This window comes from Arthrobacter sp. StoSoilB19, assembly GCF_019977275.1.
In the GTDB taxonomy this organism is placed as follows: domain Bacteria; phylum Actinomycetota; class Actinomycetes; order Actinomycetales; family Micrococcaceae; genus Arthrobacter.
The window spans coordinates 3,765,850-3,785,212 of record NZ_AP024650.1; the positions used below are offsets into that span (position 1 = coordinate 3,765,850).

The window sequence follows — 19,363 nt, forward strand, 5'->3', positions numbered from 1 at the left end:
CAGCCATGGTTCTTCGGGGCCCATGCGCTGAACGGGGCGGCCAGGACTGTGCATCCGCGCCACCTGGCCTTGCCATCATCGGGAGGCAGACATGGGAGGTATCCGTCAGTTGCCCGGGAGCAAACACTTGGGAAACTGCAGGCGAACTCCCGGACGGAAAGCCCAATCCGCTACTGGCGAGTAGGAATACTCGAATTATGAACACTTACACTCGTCGTCAAATGCTAAGGTCCGCAGCGGTGGTTGCGGCAGCGGGTGGCAGTGGCTCGCTTTGGGCCGGGACCGCCGCGGCCAGCGCGGCCGCAGCTGGTACGGGAATTTTCGCCTACGGTGTTGCCTCGGGCGACCCGTTTCCTGACAGCGTGCTGCTCTGGACACGGGTCACGCCGTCACCTGAGGCCCTGCCCGGGAGCGGGCTGGGCCCGGAGGTCACGGTGGGGTGGGAAGTCGCGGCTGATGCAGACTTTAGAAAAATAGTTGCCCGCGGCATCGCCAACGCCAGCCCGGCCAGGGACCACACGGTCAAGGTTGTTGCGCCCCGGCTCTCCCCAGGCACCAGTTACTGGTTCAGGTTTACCTTGGGGCAATCAGTTTCCCCCGTGGGCAGGACCCGAACAGCACCCGCCGCCGGTACCCCCGTGGACCGGCTGAAGTTTGGCGTGGTGTCATGCGCCAACCTGCAGGCCGGCTATTTTTCCTCTTACCGCCACCTCGCCGCCCGCGGAGACCTCGACGCCGTGCTTCACCTCGGCGATTACCTCTACGAATACGGGCCTGGCGAATACCAGGCACGTGACGTGGTGGTCCGTCCCCACGAGCCTGCCCACGAAATGACGCAGTTGGCCCACTACCGCCGCCGGCACGCACAATATAAGACCGACCCGGACCTGCAGTCGCTGCACGCCGCCGCGCCGTTCATCGTGACCTGGGACGACCACGAATCGGCCAACGACGCCTGGAAGGGCGGCGCGGAAAACCACACTGAGGGAGCCGAGGGAGCGTGGGATGAGCGTTTTGCCGCGGCACATCAGGCCTACGCCGAATGGATGCCAGTGCGGTACGAACCTGGCGGCCAACTTTACCGGCGGTTGGACTTCGGTTCCCTGGCCAGCTTGTCCATGCTGGATTTGCGCTCCTACCGCGATCATCAGGCCGCCAACGCAGCCGACCCCACAGTCGACAGCCCTGACCGCAGCATCACTGGCGCCGCACAGATGGACTGGCTCCTTGGCAACCTGAAGTCCACTGGCCCGCAATGGAAGCTGGTCGGCAACCCGGTCATGATCACGCCAGTGCGCGTCCCGTCATCGCTGAGCACGGCCGAACTGGGCGGGGTGCAGAAACTTATGGGCGGCACCACCATCGACGGGGCGCAGATCAACGTCGACCAGTGGGACGGCTACGAGGCGGACCAGCACCGCGTCATCAGCCACCTGCGGGACAACGCGGTCAAGGACACTGTGTTCCTGACCGGCGACATCCACTCCGGCTGGGCATGCGACATCCCGGCCGATCCCGCCACCTACCCCGTCACGGGCGATTCCGTGGCGGCCGAACTTGTCTGTACTTCGGTGACGAGTGACAACCTGGACGACATCCTCAACGTGCCACCCCGTACGGTCTCCGTCGGCGTCGAGAGCGCCATCAAGGGGGCAAACCCGCACGTGAAGTACCTCGATTTCGACTCGCACGGCTATTCCGTCCTGGACGTCACGCCCGGCGGAGTGCGGATGGATTGGTATGTCCTCGCCGAGCGAACTTCCGCCGGCTCAGGATCCACCCTGTCCACCTCGTTTAATATCGCAGCCAACACCGGCAAAGTAACGCCGGCACAAGGAGGCCTCTCTTGAGCTCATCAACCCATCAGAACCCAGGACGCCGGCAGTTCCTGAAACTCGCCGCCGCAGGAGGTTCCGCCGTCGTGCTTTCCGCCGCCCATGGGGCGGCATGGGCAGCACCCGCCGCCGAACGTGTGCGAAGCTACGTGCTGGTGGTGGACGGCTGCCGCCCAGACGAAATCTCCACCACGCTGACCCCACGGCTGGCCGCGCTCCGGGCCGCTGGCACCAACTTCCCGGCAGCCCGGTCGCTCCCCGTCATGGAGACCATTCCAAACCACGTGATGATGATGACGGGTGTCCGTCCGGACCGCTCCGGGGTCCCTGCCAACTCCATCTTCGACAGCACGGAAAGTGTGGTCCGCGACCTCGACCGGCCCACCGACCTGCACTTTCCAACTATTTTGGAGCGTTTGCAGGAGCGCGGACTTACCACGGGGTCTGTACTCAGCAAGAAGTACCTTTACGGCATTTTCGGAACCCGAGCCAGCTACCGCTGGGAACCCCAGCCGCTTCTCCCGGTAACCGGCCACGCACCCGATCTGGCCACGATGGACGCCTTGCTGGCCATGGTCAGCGGGCCGGACCCCGACTTCGTGTTCACCAACCTGGGCGACATCGACCGGGTGGGGCACTCCGACCTCACCGGCACCACGCTGCGGGCGGCACGCGAGGCCGCGCTGATGAACACTGACCAGCAGGTGGGACGTTTCGTCGATCACCTCAAGGGCACGGGCAAATGGGAGTCGAGCGTGATCATGGTGCTTGCTGACCACTCCATGGACTGGTCCATTCCCACCAATGTGGTTTCCGTCGACCTGATCCTGCAGGCACGCCCTGACCTCCAGGCCAACATCAGGATCGCCCAAAATGGCGGGGCGGACCTGCTGTACTGGACCGGTTCCGAAGCGGACCGCCTTGCGGGATTGGCCGCCGTCGAACAGCTTGTGGACGCGCATGAGGGAGTGCTGTCAGTACATAAGCCCGGCGAACTCCGGCTCGGGGCCGAGGCGGGAGACCTGGTGGCCTATTGCCGGGCGGGCTGGCGCTTCTCCGACCCGTACGTGATCTCAAATCCGATTCCCGGTAATCACGGACATCCCGCCACGGAACCTATCCCCTTCTTCATTACCGGCGGCAGCCCCAAGGTAGTCGCGGGGGTTTCTTCGGATCCGGCCAGGACGGCCGACGTGGCGCCGACCATTGGCGCGATCTACGGACTCAACCCACCGGCCGGCGGCTATGACGGGGCTTCCCGGGCAGGAGCACTTGGGCTTTAAGCGGCCGGCATGGCACGCGGCCGCACAGCCGCGTGCCATGCCGTCACTCCTGCCGGAACGCCGGGATGCCCGTGATCCGCTGACCCAGGATTAGGGTATGGACCTCGTCCGTACCTTCATACGTTCGCACTGATTCAAGGTTGTTAGCGTGCCGCAGCGGCGAGTAGTCCAGGGTAATTCCGTTTCCCCCAAGGATGGTGCGGGCTTCGCGGCAGATGGCAATGGCCTCCCTGACGTTGTTCAGCTTTCCCACGGAGATCTGAACTGGCTCCAGCGTCCCGGAGTCCTTCAGGCGTCCGGTATGAAGCGCCAGCAGGGTCCCCTTTTGGATTTCCAGCAGCATATTGACCAGTTTTTCCTGCGTAAGCTGGTAGCCGGCGAGGGGCTTGCCAAACTGGAGGCGGTCGCTGGAATACGCCAAGGCCGTTTCGTAGGAGTCCCGCGCGGCACCCATAGCCCCCCAAATGATTCCGTAACGGGCCTCATTAAGGCAGGAAAACGGGCCGCTGAGCCCGCGGGCACCGGGCAGGAGCGCAGTGGACGGCAGCCGTACTTCATCGAGGCTGATGTCACATTGAATGGAGGCCCGCATGGACAGCTTCGAGTTGATGGGCGTCGCAGTGAAGCCGGGGGTGTCCGTCGGGACGATGAACCCGCGGATACCTTCGGTAGTGTTAGCCCAGATGACCGCAATCTGGGCGACTGAGGCGAGCCCGATCCAGCGCTTTGCGCCGTTGATGACCCAACCGCCGTCTCCGTCGGGTGCCGCGAAAGTTGCCATGCTGGAAGGATCGGAGCCGGCCGTGGGCTCGGTGAGTCCGAAGCAGCCGATCTTCTCGCCCCGCGCCATCGCCGGCAGGTGCTCGTTCCGCTGCTCCTCGGACCCCCACTTGTGGATGGCACTCATGGCCAGGGAACCCTGGACGCTGACGAAGGTCCGAAGCCCGGAGTCGCCGGCTTCCAACTCCATGGCGGCGAGGCCATACTCGACGGCGCTGCGGCCCGGGCATCCGTAGCCCTTGAGGTGCATCCCGAGGACCCCCAACTCCCCAAGCTCGGGAACAAGCTCGAGCGGGAAGTGGGCGTCCTCATACCACTCGGCGATGTTGGGCCGGATCCGTTCATCCACAAAGGCACGGACAGTGCTGCGCAGCTCCAGTTCCCTGGAGGTCAGGAGGGTGTCAAGGTTTAGCACGTCGTCGAAGACCAGGGCAGGTGCGGTTACGGTCACGGTGATTCTCCTGGCAGGTCAAGGGAAGGGTTGGCGTCACCACGGGCGTACTTGCACCCGGTGACCCGAACCACTGTGCCAGCCTGATTGCCGTCAGATCCAATACCTAATAGTGATTCCGGTTATGCCCCATGCGCATCAATGGACGGTTCAGTCCGGCGATGGAAGGACCTCTTCCGACACCCGAAGGACCTCGCGCAGCGCCGGGCTGGTGTTGTCCTTCCGCCAGACCAGCCGCAGTTGGATGGGGTCAACCGGATCATCAAGGGGAATGAACACGACACCCGGGTGGCTGAAGTTTTCCGGCACGGAGGACACTGTCAGGGCGACACCGATCTCGGCTGCCACCAGCGCCATAAGAGTCTGGGAATCCGGCGCCACCTGGGCAATCTCCACGACGTAACCTGCGGCACTGGAGAGCCTTCGAAGGTGGTCATGGAGGATGGCGCCCGGGTGCTCCGGCAACGTGACGAAAGGCTGCCCCGCGAGGTCTGCCATACGCAGCGAAGCCTGTCCGCCCAGGGGGTGGCTTTCATACAGGGCAACGACGAGCCGCTCGTTGGCCACGATCCGCGAGTCAAGGACAGCAGGAATGAAATTCCAGCGGCCCAGGCCGACTTCCATGGACCCGCTCATAACCTTGTCCATGGCCGGAAGGGCGAAATTGGAGCTGGACAGCTCAAAGTCGATTCCCGGGTGCACCTCCCGGACACGCTTGGCGAGCTTGCCAACCATGACATGCGAGGAAACCCCGGCAAAGGCGACCCGCACGCGCCCGGTTTCGCCGCGGCCCACCGAGGCGACCGCGAGGCGGCCCCGCCGGCACCCCTCGAGTATCTCGCGTGCCGGGCCGAGAAAGGCCTCACCCGCGGCGGTCAGCTGCACCGTGCGCGTGCTGCGGATAAACAGCGGCGCCTTCAGTTCGTGCTCAAGCCGCTGGATGGACCGGCTCAGCGGCGGCTGGGCCATATGGAGCCGACGCGCGGCCCGGCCGAAGTGCAGTTCCTCTGCCACGGCGAGAAAGGCCCGGATCTGGTGTATCTCCACTTCCGCTCAGCTCCTGACCAGGTAAACGTCGTTGTTCATACGCCCAACATACCGAAGGCAGACCCAGCTGACATTGATGGCGCTGAGGTATCAGTCCGGCACCCAATGTGTATTGGACGCGAATCAGTCCGCTTGGGAAGGTAGGTGATGCACACCACAAAGCGGAGGAAGCAGATGACACAACCGATCAAAAAACCGGTTTCCAGCGGACATAGTCGTCCCCCTGGCAGTGACGACAATCCTGAAGGTGACGTCCTGGGCCGGGCCAGCGCGGGTCCCCTCGCCGGCGTTGTGGTGGCAGATTTCAGCAGGGTGCTGGCAGGCCCGTACGCCACCATGCTCCTGGCTGACATGGGCGCCACGGTGATCAAGGTGGAGGGACCTGAGGGTGACGACACCCGCACGTATATGCCCCCCGTACGGGACGGCGAGGCCACGTTCTTCCTCGCGGTTAACCGCAACAAACATTCCATTGCCCTGGACCTGAAAGACCCGGAGGACCTCAACGTTGCGCGTTCCCTGATCGCCAGCGCTGATGTCATGATCGAGAATTTCAAGCCCGGCAACATGGCGCGGCTGGGCTTGGATTACGCGTCCGCGGCCGAACTGAACCCGAACATTATCTATGCTTCCATCACTGGGTTCGGTACTGGAGCGGGCGCACATATTCCGGGGTATGACCTGTTGGTACAGGCCGCATCGGGGATGATGAGCCTTACCGGGGACCAGGACTCCCAACCGTACCGGGCAGGCATCGCGCTGTTCGATGTCATCACGGGCCTGCACGCTGCCATCGGCATCCTGGGGGCACTACACCACAAGGACCGGACCGGCGAGGGTCAGCTGGTGGAACTGAACCTGCTGACCTCGGCCCTGTCCGGAATGGTGAACCAGTCTGCGGCCTATGTAACGGGCGGTGTGGTACCGACCAGGATGGGGAACGAACACCCCAGCATGTATCCATACGCTCCGATGCAGACCGGGGACGGCACTATCATCATCGCGACGGGAAATGATGCCCAGTTCGTCCGGCTGTGCGAGGCGCTGGGGATTCCCGGAGTCGCCCGTGATCCAAAGTTCGTCACAACTCTGCAGCGCAACGCCAACCGTAACGAGCTGCGCGGCATCCTCCACGCCCAACTGGCCAGCCAGTCAGCCGACGAATGGTTCCGTGAGCTCTCCTCGGCAGGGCTGCCCTGCGCTCCGATCCAGGATGTCCGCGGCGGTGTGGAGCTCGCTGAACAGCTGGGGCTGAACCCGGTAGTGATGGCTGGCGACGGGCCCCGGAAGATACCCACGGTCCGCCATCCTGTCGAGTATTCCCTTACGCCGGTGGACTATTCGCTCGCACCCCCGGGATTGAACGAAAGCTCCCGCTTGGTGCGGGAATGGCTACTCCATCGGAAAGCCCTGGTCGATGCCTGAAACCTACCGGACCCGAGTCTGCCCACGATGGTCCGACCAGGACCTCAACGGGCACGTCAACCACGCCGCCGTCGTCACGCTCCTGGAGGAGTCAAGAATCAAATGGCGGTCTTCGATGCCGGGCATACGCCGAGCCGAAGCGACCCCCACGGTGGTAGCCAGCCTCGAAGTGAACTATCGGCGGCCAGTCCACCACGGCGAAGACCTGGAGGTTGAACTCGCGGTGACCAGGATCGGCACGAGTTCGTTCAGCCTGGAATTCAGGGGCAGCCAATTCGGGGCGGTCGCCGTAGACGGCCGTACCGTGCTGGTTTCAGTCCAGCCGGACACTGGCAAGTCCCGGCCCCTGGCGGAACACGAGCGCCACTGGCTCACCCTTTTCCAGCCTTCACATCGAACTGCAGACCCGCAGGGCAAATGGGTCCCCGATCACACACCACTGGAGCTCACTCAATGAAACGCGAAACGGCCGCGAACGGCACCGATTTTTACCTCATGGACGATTTCCTCAGCGCTGAGGACCGGGCGCTCCGGCTGAAAGTCCGCGCCTTCGTCGACAAAGACCTGCTGCCGGTCATCAACGGCTATTGGGAACGTGCCGAGTTCCCCTTCGAACTTGTACCCAAACTTGCCGGGCTCGGCATCGTCGGAACAACCATTCAGGGCTACGGATGCCCTGGGCTAAGCCGGCTTGCCGCGGGGATTGTCGCCGCCGAGGTCTCCCGCGGCGACGGTTCCGTCAACACCTTCCTCGGCGTCCAGTCCGGACTGGCGATGGGAACCATCAACATGCTCGGCAGCGAGGAGCAAAAGCAGCGCTGGCTCCCTGCCATGGCCGCCCTCGGCAAGATCGGCGCCTTCGCCCTGACCGAACCCGAGCACGGGTCTGACTCCGTGGCGCTCGAAACCAGCGCACGGCGCGAGGGGGACAGCTACATCATCAACGGGCGCAAACGCTGGATCGGCAACGCCAGCATGGCCGACGTCGTCATCATCTTTGCCCGCGACGAAGCGGATGCCAAGGTCAAGGCGTTCGTGATGGAGCGTAACGAGGACGGCAGCTTTCCAGAGGGGTATACCACCGAAGTCATCACCGGCAAGATTGGCAAGCGGGCGATCCTCCAACCGGACATCACCCTTGAGAACCTCCGGGTCCCGGCGGCCAACCGGCTCACGGAATGCCATTCGTTCAAGGACGTCACCAAGGTACTCACTTCCACACGCAGCGGCGCCTCCTGGGAGTCCTACGGCCACGCAATGGCCGCTTACGAGATCGCAGTGGACTATGCCAAGACCCGCCAGCAGTTCGGCAAACCAATCGGCAGTTTCCAGCTGGTGCAAAACAAGCTGGCCAACATGCTTGCAGAACTGACAGCCATGCAGCTGATCTGCTTTCGCCTTGCCGTGCTGGCCGAGGACGGCCGGATGACCGGGCCCATGGCCTCCATGGCCAAGATGCACACGGCCCGGAAAGCCCGCTGGATCTGTTCAGAGGCACGGGACATGCTCGGCGGCAACGGAATGCTGCTGGAGAACCACGTGGCGAGGCACATGACCGACATGGAGGTCGTCTCCACCTATGAGGGCACGGACTCGATCCAATCCCTTCTCGTTGGCCGCGAGATCACCGGCCTCTCCGCCTTCAGCTAGCTCCCGGGCGGGCCCGACCCGGGCTTGCCAAAGCACGCTCCAAACACCAGCAAAGGAAATGTCATGAGCAATTTCACCAACCGGGTGGCAGTAGTCACTGGAGGGGCGCAGGGAATCGGCGCAGCCACCGCGCTGAAACTGGCCAATGGCGGCGCCACTGTCGCCGTCCTGGACCTCAACGAGGACCGCGCCAAGGACACCGCGCAGCGTATCTCGGACCACCCGGACGTCGTGGCGGCGGGCGGAAAGGCCCTTGCCGCCTGCTGCGACGTCACGGATGAGGCAGCAGTAGACCGGGTATTCGATGACATCCACCGGGAGTTCGGCCGGCTGGACATCCTGGTAAACAACGCCGGGATCACCCGCGACAACATGTTCTTCAAGATGGAGCGGCAGGATTGGGATTCGGTCCTGGCCACGAACCTCACCAGCGCCTACCTCTGCACGCGCGCTGCCCAGCGCTACATGGTTCCGGCCAAGTACGGCAAGATCGTCTCGCTCAGCAGCCGCAGCGCGCTGGGCAACCGCGGCCAGGCAAACTACGCGGCTGCAAAGGCCGGTATCCAGGGCCTGACCGCGACGCTCGCCATCGAACTTGGTCCGTTCAACATCACGGTCAATGCGGTGGCGCCGGGTTACATCGCCACCTCAATGACTGCCGCAACGGCAGAGCGGGTGGGGGCCAGCCCGGCCGAGCACCAGCAGGCGGTGGCGGAGCGAACCCCACTGGGACGTGTAGGCCAGCCGGAGGAAGTGGCAGCGGCCGTGGCTTTCTTCGCCGGTGACGACTCCTCTTACATCTCCGGCCAGACCCTTTACATCAACGGCGGGGCCCGCTGATGCCCGAGGCATTCCTCGTCGGGGGCGTCCGTACCCCGGTGGGCCGTCACGGCGGCGTGCTCGCCACTGTCCGTCCCGACGACATGGCCGCGCTTGTGCTCCAGGCCGCAGTAGACAGGGCCGGCGTCGATCCTGCCACCGTTGACGAGGTCATCTTTGGCTGTGTTAATCAGGCCGGTGAGGACAACCGTAACGTTGCCCGGATGGCCGCACTGCTGGCCGGGTTCCCGCACGCCGTACCGGCCGTGACCGTCAACCGGCTCTGTGCCTCCGGGCTAACAGCCATCAGCATGGCGGCGCAGTCGGTGCGCAACGGTGACGCCGACCTTGTGGTGGCCGGCGGCGTAGAGTCCATGACCCGCGCGCCGTGGGTGATGGCAAAGCCGGAGAAGCCCTACTCCAAACCGGGTGAACTCGCGGACACCTCAATCGGTGCGCGGTTTGTTAACCCGCGGATGGAGTCGGGGGCACTGTTTTCCATGCCCGAAACGGCAGAAGAGGTAGCGAAGCGGGAGGGGATTTCCCGTGCCGACGCGGACAGCTTTGCACTGCGCTCCCACAACCTGGCAGTGGCGGCGATCGACGCCGGCCGCTTCAGCGACGAGATAGTCCCTGTTCCGGTCACGGGCAGGCGGGGGGAAGTCTCGCTGGTAGTCACCGATGAGGGACCCAGACGCGGGTCAACCGCTGATGCCCTGGCCGCCCTCCGGCCGATCGTGGCGCCCCGCGGAGTGGTCACCGCTGGCAACTCCAGTTCCCTCAACGACGGCGCATCAGCTGTATTGGTCGCCAGCGGCGAGGCCGTGGAGCGCTACGGGCTCACGCCCCGGGCCCGCATCGTGACCAGCCAAGCGGCCGGTGTGGCGCCGGATGTAATGGGCATCGGCCCGGTGCCTGCGACACAAAAGGCCCTGGCCAAGGCGCGCTGGGACCTGGCCGAGGTGGGGGCCGTCGAACTCAACGAGGCGTTCGCAGCGCAGGCTCTGGCCTGCATTCGGCTGCTCGGAATGGATAAGGGAACCGTCAACAACGACGGCGGTGCGATCGCCCTGGGCCATCCCCTGGGATCCTCCGGATCACGGATCGTCGTCACGCTACTGGGCCGGATGGAACGCGAAGACGCAAACCGCGGCCTGGCCACCATGTGCGTGGGCCTGGGCCAGGGCGTCGCCATGCTGCTGGAGAGGGTCTAAATGAAACTGTTCAAGGACGCCGCCGAGCTCGCCACCATGGCTGGCCAGGAAATCGGGGTGAGTGGATGGCATACCCTGGACCAATCCCAGATCCAGGCTTTCGCCGATGCCACCCTGGACCAACAGTGGATACACACGGACCCGGAGCGGGCAGCAGGCGGGCCCTTCGGGGCCACTGTCGCCCACGGCTACCTCAGCTTGTCGCTGCTGCCATACCTGGCCGGCCAGGTATACCGGGTCGACGGGGCCGCGATGATCATCAACTACGGCCTGAATAAGGTAAGGTTCCCGGCGCCGGCCAGGGTCAACTCACGCATCAGGGACCGGCTGACGCTGGCATCGGTGAGCGAGACGGCCAATGGGCGGCAGCTGCAGTTCAATCACCTGATCGAACTGGAAGGCTCACAAAAGCCTGCCTGCATAGCGGAGACTGTCTCCCTGCTCCCGAACTGAACTGCCCTTGAAGACCTTGCACCACCATCCGAACAATGACGTTTGCCTCCGGGCCTGCCGACAGGCTCTACACAAGGGAGAAACCCCATGGTCACAGAAAACCCAAACCTGAAATATGCCGCCGCTGAGCCGCAGGGCCTGGTATCGGAGCTGGAGGTGGCGCCGGCTGAACTGCGCCGCACCTCCATTTCGTCGTTCCTTGGTTCCGCCTTGGAATACATGGACTTTACGCTCTACACCCTGGCGGCAGCGCTGGTCTTCGGGCCGCTCTTCTTCCCCAACACGGACCCGGCGATGGCATTGATGGCGAGCTTTGCCGCCTTCGGTTCAGGGTTTCTCGTCCGGCCCCTGGGCGGGATCTACTTTGGCTACCTTGGCGACAAGTATGGGCGGAAATCCGTCCTGGTCATCACCGTGGGGATGATGGGTATCGCCACCTTGGGAATGGGTCTGTTGCCCACATTTGCCCAGATCGGGGTCGCGGCCCCAATCCTCCTTGTGCTCCTGCGGCTTATCCAGGGCTTCGGCGCGGGCGCGGAGCTATCCGGGGCCTCGCTGCTGCTGGTGGAATCCGCTCCTTCCGGTAAGCGCGGCTTTTACGGCGCCGTGGTGGCACTTGGAACTGCGACCGGTGTGCTGTTGGCCAGCGGACTGTGGCTGCTGCTCTCGCAGATGCCCAAGGACGATTTCCTTGCCTGGGGATGGCGTATTCCCTTCCTGCTCAGCGTCGGTACCACCCTAGTGGCGCTCTACCTTCGTCGCAGCGTGAGCGAATCACCGGTCTTCGAGGCGGTCAAGGCGCGGCGTGCCGCAGCACGTCTGGAAGCCAGGCAGCAAAGCATCTGGCGTGACGCCGCGGATGCCAAAAAGGCCTTCCTCGTCTCACTGGGTATCAAACTCGGCGAAAACGGTTCGGTCTACCTCGTCAAGGGCTTCCTTATCGGCTGGACGGTATCGGTGTTGAAAATGGACGCAAACCTCGTCACCACCGGTGTAACACTCGGCTCCGTCCTGGGCGTGGCCACAGTCTTGCTGACCGGGAAGCTCACTGACCGATTCGGCCGCCGCAGGGTCTGGCTCTGGCTCTCCGGATTCCAGTTTGCCTTTACGATTCCCGCGATGCTGATGATCGAAACGCGTAACCCTGTGCTGGTGGCCCTGGTCTTCGTCATCTTCGTTGGCGGTCCACTGCCGAATCTGTACGGCGTGGAGTCAACCTGGCTGGTGGAAATGTTCGGGTCCAAACGCCGCTTTTCCTTCATGACCACGGTCAAGGAAATCGGCGCCGTCCTGTCCGGCGGTCTCGGCCCCATCATTGCAGCCAGCGTCGTTGCTGCGACCGGGCCGGGGTGGATCCCGGTAGCCGGAATCCTCATGGCCTACGCTGCGATCGGTATTGTGGCAGGGTTTTTTGCGCCGGAAACCAAGGGCCGGGACCTCAATGCGGAGGCCGACGCTTTCTAATCCCACGGAGCGTACGACGGCGGGTGGACACCCGGCGTCGTACGCTTTCGTTTGCAGGGGGACGGGGGTTCGATTCCGCCGTCTTGTCGTTCGGTCTTCGTTGCGAATGAATGCAACATGACGTCAGCTACTACCTGGTTGCGTGAGAATGTCGCTCCCCGGATGTAAGTTTTGCAGCAGCAGCTTTGAAATTTGCTGACGGGCACGTGGTGGCGTCCGGCTACAGGAAACTTACTGGGGGTAGGACATGGAATTCGCGGAGAAGCTTTCAGCTTTGGCGGCAAAGGTGCGTCAGCAGCGGGATGTGATCCAGACAGAAGAGGCAACTAAGAATGCCTTCGTGATGCCGTTCATTTCGACAATTCTCGGCTACGACGTGTTCAATCCTCTGGAGGTTGTCCCGGAATTCATCGCCGACGTGGGGCTCAAGAAGGGTGAGAAGATCGACTACGCCATCGTCAAGGACGGCGAAGTGCAGATCCTGATTGAGTGCAAGAAATCCACGGAGCCCGTGAAGATCGAGCATGCATCACAGCTCTTCCGCTACTTTGCCGTCACCAACGCGCGGATCGCCATCCTTACCAATGGCGAGGTGTACCAGTTCTTTACGGACCTCGACGCACCAAATCGTATGGATGCCAAGCCTTTCCTAGTGCTGGATTTGAACGACATCGACCAGTCACTTATCCCAGAACTGCAGAAGCTTTCCAAGGACGTTTTCGACCTCGACTCGATCATCAGCGCCGCGGGTGAACTGAAATACATCGGCGAACTGAAGCGGACCCTGGCTGCACAGTTCAAGGAGCCTGAAGATGAATGGGTCAAGTTCCTCACAGCCAGGGTCTATTCGGGACCGTACACGCAAAAAGTGCGGGAGCAGTTCACAACGCTGGTGGGGAAGGCCACCAAGCAATTCCTTAATGACCAGGTGAACGAGCGGCTGAAGAAGGCCCTCGGCAACCCTGGATTCCCGCAAACTGAGGACACAGCCGCCCCCTTGGCGGTCACCAGCGCCCCAGTAGCCGAAGCCGATCTCGCTGAAGCCGATGGGCTGGAGACGACGCTTGAGGAAATTGAGGGCTACCAGATCGTGCGTGCAATTGTCTGCAGCGAGGTCAAACCGGCACGCGTGGCTCAGCGTGATGCAAAGTCCTATTTCGCGGTGCTCCTCGACGACAACAACCGTAAGCCCATTGCGCGGCTGCACTTTAACCGAACCCAGAAATACATCGGCATCTTCGACGACAGCAAGGAAGAGACTCGGGTTCCCATCAACTCCCTTGAGGAGATCTACGAGCACACGGAAGCACTGCGGGCGACCGTAAAAAGCTACCTCTGATCTTTTGGGGGCCACCAGGCGCCGTACCCACCAGCGCCAAAGCCTTCATCGCCTCAGGACATAAGTGGCCATTGGGCTCATTCGCCGTGCCATTCAGTACTGAAATTGGCAGTTTGGAACTCGATTCCAGCTGGCAGCCAGGTCCTAAACCTCCGCAACCGGCGCAGCGAACTGGGCCTCGTACAGCCGTGCGTAAGCCCCGCCGGCGGCCAGCAGTGATGAGTGGGTCCCCTGCTCCACGATCCGGCCGGCCTCCATCACCAGGATGAGGTCGGCGTCGCGGATCGTGGACAGGCGGTGCGCGATCACAAAGGACGTCCGGTCTGACCGCAGGGCGCTCATGGCCTTCTGCACCAGCACCTCGGTCCGGGTGTCCACCGAAGACGTCGCCTCGTCCAGGATCAAAACAGAGGGCCGCGCCAGGAAGGCCCGCGCGATGGTCAGCAGCTGCTTCTCACCCGCTGACACGTTGGAGCCTTCGTCGTCCAGCACGGTGTCGTACCCTTCGGGCAGCGACTTCACGAACCGGTCCACATACGTCGCCCGCGCCGCCTCCAGAATTTCGTCCGAAGACGCAGCGGGCCGGCCGTAGGCAATGTTGTCCCGGATGGTCCCGCCGAACAGCCACGTGTCCTGCAGCACCATCCCCATCCGCGAGCGCAGGTCGTTCCGGGTCATGGTGGTGATGTCCACGCCGTCCAACGTGATCCGGCCGGCATCCAGCTCGTAGAACCGCATCATCAGGTTCACCAGCGTGGTCTTGCCCGCCCCCGTCGGCCCCACAATGGCCACCGTCTGCCCCGGCTCCGCCACCAAAGACAACCCGGAAATCAGAGGCTTGTCCGGCGAATACGAGAAGGACACGTCCTCGAACACCAGCCGCCCGCGCCCGGCACCATCAGGACTCTGCAAAGAAGCACCCACAGGATCGGCAGACTGTTCCTCCGTATCCAACAACTCGAACACCCGCTCAGCCGACGCAACGCCGGACTGCAGCAGGTTGGCCATCGAGCCGAGCTGCGCCAGAGGCTGGGTGAACTGCCGCGAGTACTGGATGAACGCCTGCACGTCACCCAACTGCATGGCCCCGGACGCAACCTGCAGGCCGCCCACCACGGCGATCCCCACGTACACCAGGTTCCCGATGAACGTCATGGCCGGCATGATCAGCCCGGAAATGAACTGCGCCCCGAAACTCGCCTCATACAGCTCCACGTTTTTCTGCCGGAACCGCTCCCCCACCTCGCGCTGCCGGCCGAACACCTTTACCAGTGCATGCCCGGTGTAGGTCTCCTCAATCTGCCCATTCAGCTCACCGGTGTTCTTCCACTGCTGCACAAACAGCTTCTGCGAGCGCTTGGCAATCAGCGCCGTGATCCCCAGCGTCAGCGGAATGGTCACCAGCGCGATCAGCGCCAGCGTCGGGGACAGGATGAACATCATCACCAACACGCCCACCACCGTCAGCAACGACGTCACCGCCTGGCTGATGGACTGCTGCAGGCTCTGCGAAATGTTGTCCACGTCGTTGGTCACCCGGCTGAGCAGCTCACCGCGCTGGATCGAGTCGAAATACCGCAGCGGCAGCCGGTTGATCTTCGCCTCGATCTTCTCGCGCAGCCCAAACACCGTCCGCTGCACCACGCCGTTCAGAACATACGCCTGCCCCCACATGAACGCCGACCCCAGCACGTACAGCACCAGCGCCCACGTCAGCACGCTGGCCAGCGCCGCAAAGTCGATCCCCGCACCCGGCGTCAGCGTCATGGCGCCCAGCATGTCCGCCTTCTGGTTCTCCCCCGCCGCCCGCAGCTGCGCAATCAGTTGCGCCTGCGTCATCCCCGGCGGCAGCTGCTTGGACACCACACCGGCGAAAATCAGGTTGGTGCCCTCGCCGAGCAGCCGCGGCCCAATCACCTGCAGCACTACGCCCGCCACGGCCATTACCAGCACCAGCACCAGCCAGAGCCGTTCCGGCCGCAGGGTGCCCAGCAGCCGTTTGGCCGAACCGCCGAAGTTCATCGCCTTCTCTGTCGGGACGTTCATCCCGGCAAACGGTCCGCCGTGCCCTGGGCCGCCGCGCGGCCGGGGAATGCGTACGACGTCGGCCTGGCCGGCTCCGGAGCCGGGCCCGGTTTTGGTGCCGCGAGCGGGACGGGTCCCCGGGTGTTGGGTGCTCATACCGTTTCCTCCGCTGCCAGCTGGGACGAAACAATCTCACGGTACGTCTCGGATGTCTCCAGCAACTCATGGTGCGTGCCGTGCGCAACGATCCTGCCGTCGTCGAGCACCATAATCTGGTCCGCGTCAACGATGCTGGACACGCGCTGGGCGATGATGACCATGGTGGCACCGGCAGTGCTGCGCTTGAGCGCCTGGCGCAGCCGGGCGTCGGTGCCGGTGTCCAGGGACGAGAACGAGTCGTCAAAGATGTAGAGCTCGGGCCGCTTCACCAGGGCCCGGGCGATGGCCAGCCGCTGCCGCTGCCCGCCGGAGACGTTGGTGCCGCCCTGCGAGATCGCCGCGTCCAGCCCATCCTCCATCTGCTCCACGAAGTCCCGGGCCTGGGCGATCTCCAGCGCGGTCCACAGCTCGTCCTCGGTGGCGTCCGGGTTGCCGTACAGGAGGTTGCTGCGCACGGTGCCGGAAAACAGGTAGGGCCGCTGTGGCACCAGGCCGATGTGCCCCCAGAGCAGGTCCGGGTCCAGGTCCCTGACGTCCACTCCGTCCATCAGCACCGCGCCGGAGGTGACGTCGAAGAGCCGTGGCATCAGGTTCACCAGCGTGGTCTTGCCGGAGCCGGTGCTGCCGATGATCGCGGTCGTCTGCCCAGCGCGGGCAGTGAAGCTGATGCCTGACAGAACCGGCTGGTCGGCACCCGGGTAGGCGAATCCGACGTCGCGCATCTCCAGCTCGCCGCGCCGCTGCCTGCCGGCGAACGCCGCGCTGGTGACCGGGTTCTCCGGCGGCAGGACGCTGGAGCTGGTGCCCAGCACCTCGCCGATACGGTCCGCGGACACCGACGCGCGCGGGATCATCACCGCCATGAAGGTAGCCATCATGACGGACATGAGGATCTGCATCAGGTAGCTCAAGAACGCGATCAGGGTGCCCACCTGCATGGACTGGTCCTCGATCCGGAAGGCGCCGAACCAGATAACCGCCACGCTGGATACGTTCAGGATCAGCATGACGGTGGGGAACATCAGCGCCATCAGGCGTCCGGCGCGGAGGGCAACGTCCGTGACGTCCGTGTTGGCCTGGGCGAACCGCGCCGTTTCCATGTCCTCCCGCACGAATGCCCGCACCACGCGGATGCCCGCGAGCTGTTCGCGCAGCACGCGGTTCACGGTGTCGATCCGGGCCTGCATCTTGCGGAACAGCGGCACCATCCGCGTGACAATGAGCCCGACGGCGATCAGCAGCACCGGGACACACACGGCAATGAGCCAGGACAGCTGGGCGTCCTGCCGGATGGCCATGATCACGCCGCCGATGCTGAGCATGGGCGCGGCCACCATAAGCGTGGCGGACATCAGCACCAGCTGCTGGACCTGCTGGACGTCATTGGTGGACCTGGTGATCAGGCTCGGGGCGCCGAAGCGGGTGACCTCCTGCTCGGAAAACTCGCTCACGCGGTCAAAGATGGCGCCGCGCAGGTCCCGGCCCAGGCCCATCGCGGCCTTGGCACCGAAGTACACGGCCACCACGGCGCAGGCGATCTGCGCGAGGGTGATGAGCAGCATGACGCTGCCCGTGGACATGATGTAGGCGGTGTCGCCGCGGGCCACACCCTGGTCAATGATGTCCGCGTTCAGCGTTGGCAGGTACAGCGACGCGATGGACTGCGCCAGCTGGAAAACCACGACGGCGACCAGCAGCGGCCGGTGCGGCCGCAGGTATTCGACAAGCAACTTCCAGAGCATACGTACAAGCCCTCACCTGACGGAGTGTCCACAAACGTGGTGCGAAGGTCAGTGTACGTCCGGAGGCTGGGACTTAACCGGGGGTTTGAGCCAGAACTTTCAGGGTTCACTGACGGCGTACGCGGGCCCTCCGATCAGCTCTTTTGGCCTCCTTGATCAGGGAATCAGGCTATCGGCGCGGTAGCGGTCGAACAGGGCCGTGAAGGAATCCAGCGTCCGCCGGTATCCCATGAAGCCGGCGTCCCGGCTCTTGCCCATGTCCGTCACCACCTCGATGCCGCGTCCCAGGTCGCCGTCCGTGTGCCACCAGGATGCCACCCGGTCCAGCTCCGGCTCGCTGAGGTTGTGGTGGGCGGCGAGCTGCCGCCACTGGTCCCCGCGCCCCGCCATGGACTGCTCCAGGGGACGGGGCTCTCCCTGATACCCCTCCCACTCCACGCCGAAGTAGGCGGCGAGTTTCGGCCACATCCACCGCCAGCGGAACACGTCACCGTTGACGATATTGAAAGCCTGGTTCGCGGCTTCCGGGGTGGTGGAGGCCCAGAGCATGTGCTCGGCCAGCAGGCCAGCATCCGTCATGTCAGTGAGGCCGTTCCATTGCGTCTCGGATCCCGGGAACACGAACGGCTCCCCGCTGTCCCGGCACAGGGTGGCCTGCGCAGCAAGCGTAAGGCCCATGTTCATCGCGTTGCCCACCGCGTGGCCAATCACGGTGTGTGCGCGGTGCACGGACCAGGTAAAGCCCTGCCCAGCCGCTGCCGCCCAGAGTTCATCCTCCCTGGGCGTAGTAGAAGTTGGGTACTGGAAGGCGCGGCTCCTCCTCATGGAAGGGCGTGTCCGGCATCTCCCCGGCCGCGTACGCCTCGAACGGTCCCAGGTAGTGCTTAAGGCCTGTCATCAGGGCGACGTGGGACACGTCCTTGCCCTGCAGTGCTCCGAGGAGATCACGCACCATGCCGGCATTGACGGCGATGTTCTCTTCCTCGGTGGCCCGGCGCGACCACGCGGTGAAGTAGACATGGGAGGGGTTCTCCGGACCAAGCACAGCCGCCAGGGAGGAAGCTGAGGTCAGGTCCGCCGAGAGCCACCGGACGCCAGGGCGCTCAGCTCCGGGCCTGCGGGACAAGGCAAGGACCGCCCAGCCTTCGCCAACCAAAGTATCCACCAGCGCGGACCCCGCGATGCCGGTGGCACCCACCACCAGGGCAGTCCGCCCGTTGCCCGCTGCTGATCCTGAACCCGCTGCTGTTCCTGAACCGATGGTCATAGTGCTCCTTCTGCTGCAGGGTTGTCCGACGACGCCCCCTTGCGACAAGCCCCAGCGTCAGGCAGATATTCCGCCGCTATGTCGAGGTGGAGGCGGAGGGGGCTAGAAGGTGCCCTCCGTGTCAGGCTCAATCGCCCACGCAAGGCGGTGCAGCACACTTGCCGTCCGGCCCCGCAGGATTGACCAGGGTGACAGGCCGGGCTTCTTTACCCGAACCCTCTTCGGCGCACGCGGCAGCGCGCTGGTGGCAGTGTCGTCGCTCCTCGCAAGGAAGAGGGCTACAAGGCTTGAACCGTCCATGAAGTTGTTTCCTGAAATTTCGAAAGTCCCACGCAAAAGGGTGGGAAGAAATGGAGAGTGCGGACTGACTGAGAGAGGACCCGCACTTTGATTATGGCTGGGGGCAGCGG

14 protein-coding genes and 1 pseudogene are annotated in these 19,363 nt (G+C 63.9%); 10 read left to right on the forward strand and 5 right to left on the reverse strand.

Features of this window, described 5'->3' with window-relative positions; all coding sequences use genetic code 11:
- Positions 1–197 precede the first annotated feature (197 nt).
- Entirely contained in the window at positions 198–1,850 is a 1,653-nt protein-coding gene (locus tag LDO86_RS17430) for an alkaline phosphatase D family protein (protein ID WP_026265984.1), read from the forward strand.
- Positions 1,847–3,118 carry an alkaline phosphatase family protein gene (locus LDO86_RS17435; RefSeq protein WP_018770667.1) on the forward strand — a complete coding sequence of 424 codons (1,272 nt, stop codon included), beginning with the start codon at positions 1,847–1,849 and terminating at the stop codon, positions 3,116–3,118. Before LDO86_RS17430 ends, LDO86_RS17435 begins: the two co-directional genes overlap by 4 nt.
- Positions 3,119–3,161: 43 nt before the next feature.
- On the opposite strand, the gene LDO86_RS17440 is transcribed toward LDO86_RS17435, so the two are convergent.
- Both LDO86_RS17440 and LDO86_RS17445 read right to left on the reverse strand, forming a co-directional pair.
- Positions 3,162–4,349, reverse strand: a complete 1,188-nt coding sequence (locus LDO86_RS17440) for an acyl-CoA dehydrogenase family protein (protein WP_018770668.1) — start codon at positions 4,347–4,349, stop codon at positions 3,162–3,164.
- 150 nt (positions 4,350–4,499) lie between these two features.
- Entirely contained in the window at positions 4,500–5,396 is an 897-nt protein-coding gene (locus LDO86_RS17445; RefSeq protein ID WP_018770669.1) for a LysR substrate-binding domain-containing protein, read from the reverse strand.
- Between the two features lie 174 nt (positions 5,397–5,570).
- Between LDO86_RS17445 and LDO86_RS17450 the strand changes: the two genes are divergently transcribed.
- From LDO86_RS17450 to LDO86_RS17485, 8 genes are all read left to right on the forward strand, one after another.
- Positions 5,571–6,821: a CoA transferase gene (locus LDO86_RS17450; protein WP_018770670.1), complete on the forward strand. Its 1,251-nt coding sequence runs from the start codon at positions 5,571–5,573 to the stop codon at positions 6,819–6,821.
- A complete protein-coding gene (locus tag LDO86_RS17455; RefSeq protein WP_018770671.1) occupies positions 6,814–7,278 on the forward strand; it encodes a thioesterase family protein in 465 nt (154 codons plus the stop codon). The genes LDO86_RS17450 and LDO86_RS17455 overlap by 8 nt, the downstream gene beginning before the upstream one ends.
- Positions 7,275–8,471 carry an acyl-CoA dehydrogenase family protein gene (locus LDO86_RS17460; protein ID WP_018770672.1) on the forward strand — a complete coding sequence of 399 codons (1,197 nt, stop codon included), beginning with the start codon at positions 7,275–7,277 and terminating at the stop codon, positions 8,469–8,471. Before LDO86_RS17455 ends, LDO86_RS17460 begins: the two co-directional genes overlap by 4 nt.
- A gap of 63 nt (positions 8,472–8,534) precedes the next feature.
- Complete coding sequence (gene fabG, locus LDO86_RS17465; RefSeq protein ID WP_018770673.1) at positions 8,535–9,311, forward strand: 3-oxoacyl-ACP reductase FabG; 777 nt, start codon at positions 8,535–8,537, stop codon at positions 9,309–9,311.
- Positions 9,311–10,504 (forward strand): acetyl-CoA C-acyltransferase, encoded by a 1,194-nt coding sequence (locus LDO86_RS17470; RefSeq protein ID WP_018770674.1) that lies wholly within the window; start codon positions 9,311–9,313, stop codon positions 10,502–10,504. Before fabG ends, LDO86_RS17470 begins: the two co-directional genes overlap by 1 nt.
- The gene (locus LDO86_RS17475; protein ID WP_018770675.1) at positions 10,505–10,957 is read left to right on the forward strand and encodes a MaoC family dehydratase; all 453 of its coding nucleotides are present in this window, start codon (positions 10,505–10,507) and stop codon (positions 10,955–10,957) included.
- Positions 10,958–11,044: 87 nt separating this feature from the next.
- Entirely contained in the window at positions 11,045–12,421 is a 1,377-nt protein-coding gene (locus LDO86_RS17480) for an MFS transporter (RefSeq protein ID WP_018770676.1), read from the forward strand.
- 247 nt (positions 12,422–12,668) lie between these two features.
- The gene (locus LDO86_RS17485) at positions 12,669–13,760 is read left to right on the forward strand and encodes a type I restriction endonuclease (protein ID WP_018770677.1); all 1,092 of its coding nucleotides are present in this window, start codon (positions 12,669–12,671) and stop codon (positions 13,758–13,760) included.
- A gap of 144 nt (positions 13,761–13,904) precedes the next feature.
- Here LDO86_RS17485 and LDO86_RS17490 read toward each other — a convergent pair whose 3' ends face one another.
- The 3 genes and pseudogenes from LDO86_RS17490 to LDO86_RS17500 form a co-directional block, all read right to left on the reverse strand.
- Positions 13,905–15,941 carry an ABC transporter ATP-binding protein gene (locus LDO86_RS17490; RefSeq protein WP_018770678.1) on the reverse strand — a complete coding sequence of 679 codons (2,037 nt, stop codon included), beginning with the start codon at positions 15,939–15,941 and terminating at the stop codon, positions 13,905–13,907.
- Complete coding sequence (locus LDO86_RS17495) at positions 15,938–17,686, reverse strand: ABC transporter ATP-binding protein (protein ID WP_018770679.1); 1,749 nt, start codon at positions 17,684–17,686, stop codon at positions 15,938–15,940. Before LDO86_RS17495 ends, LDO86_RS17490 begins: the two co-directional genes overlap by 4 nt.
- A 156-nt stretch (positions 17,687–17,842) precedes the next feature.
- Positions 17,843–18,953: pseudogene (locus tag LDO86_RS17500) on the reverse strand (SDR family oxidoreductase).
- Positions 18,954–19,363 lie beyond the last annotated feature (410 nt).

What these genes read in the sequence shown, in the direction of transcription:
- LDO86_RS17430 (WP_026265984.1), top strand. Translation starts at nt 198, where the DNA reads ATGAACACTTACACTCGTCGTCAAATGCTAAGGTCCGCAGCGGTGGTT.
- LDO86_RS17450 (WP_018770670.1), top strand. Translation starts at nt 5,571, where the DNA reads ATGACACAACCGATCAAAAAACCGGTTTCCAGCGGACATAGTCGTCCC.
- fabG (WP_018770673.1), top strand. Translation starts at nt 8,535, where the DNA reads ATGAGCAATTTCACCAACCGGGTGGCAGTAGTCACTGGAGGGGCGCAG.
- LDO86_RS17470 (WP_018770674.1), top strand. Translation starts at nt 9,311, where the DNA reads ATGCCCGAGGCATTCCTCGTCGGGGGCGTCCGTACCCCGGTGGGCCGT.
- LDO86_RS17485 (WP_018770677.1), top strand. Translation starts at nt 12,669, where the DNA reads ATGGAATTCGCGGAGAAGCTTTCAGCTTTGGCGGCAAAGGTGCGTCAG.
- LDO86_RS17460 (WP_018770672.1), top strand. Translation starts at nt 7,275, where the DNA reads ATGAAACGCGAAACGGCCGCGAACGGCACCGATTTTTACCTCATGGAC.
- LDO86_RS17495 (WP_018770679.1), bottom strand. Translation starts at nt 17,686, where the DNA reads ATGCTCTGGAAGTTGCTTGTCGAATACCTGCGGCCGCACCGGCCGCTG.
- LDO86_RS17480 (WP_018770676.1), top strand. Translation starts at nt 11,045, where the DNA reads ATGGTCACAGAAAACCCAAACCTGAAATATGCCGCCGCTGAGCCGCAG.
- LDO86_RS17475 (WP_018770675.1), top strand. Translation starts at nt 10,505, where the DNA reads ATGAAACTGTTCAAGGACGCCGCCGAGCTCGCCACCATGGCTGGCCAG.
- LDO86_RS17490 (WP_018770678.1), bottom strand. Translation starts at nt 15,941, where the DNA reads ATGAGCACCCAACACCCGGGGACCCGTCCCGCTCGCGGCACCAAAACC.
- LDO86_RS17455 (WP_018770671.1), top strand. Translation starts at nt 6,814, where the DNA reads ATGCCTGAAACCTACCGGACCCGAGTCTGCCCACGATGGTCCGACCAG.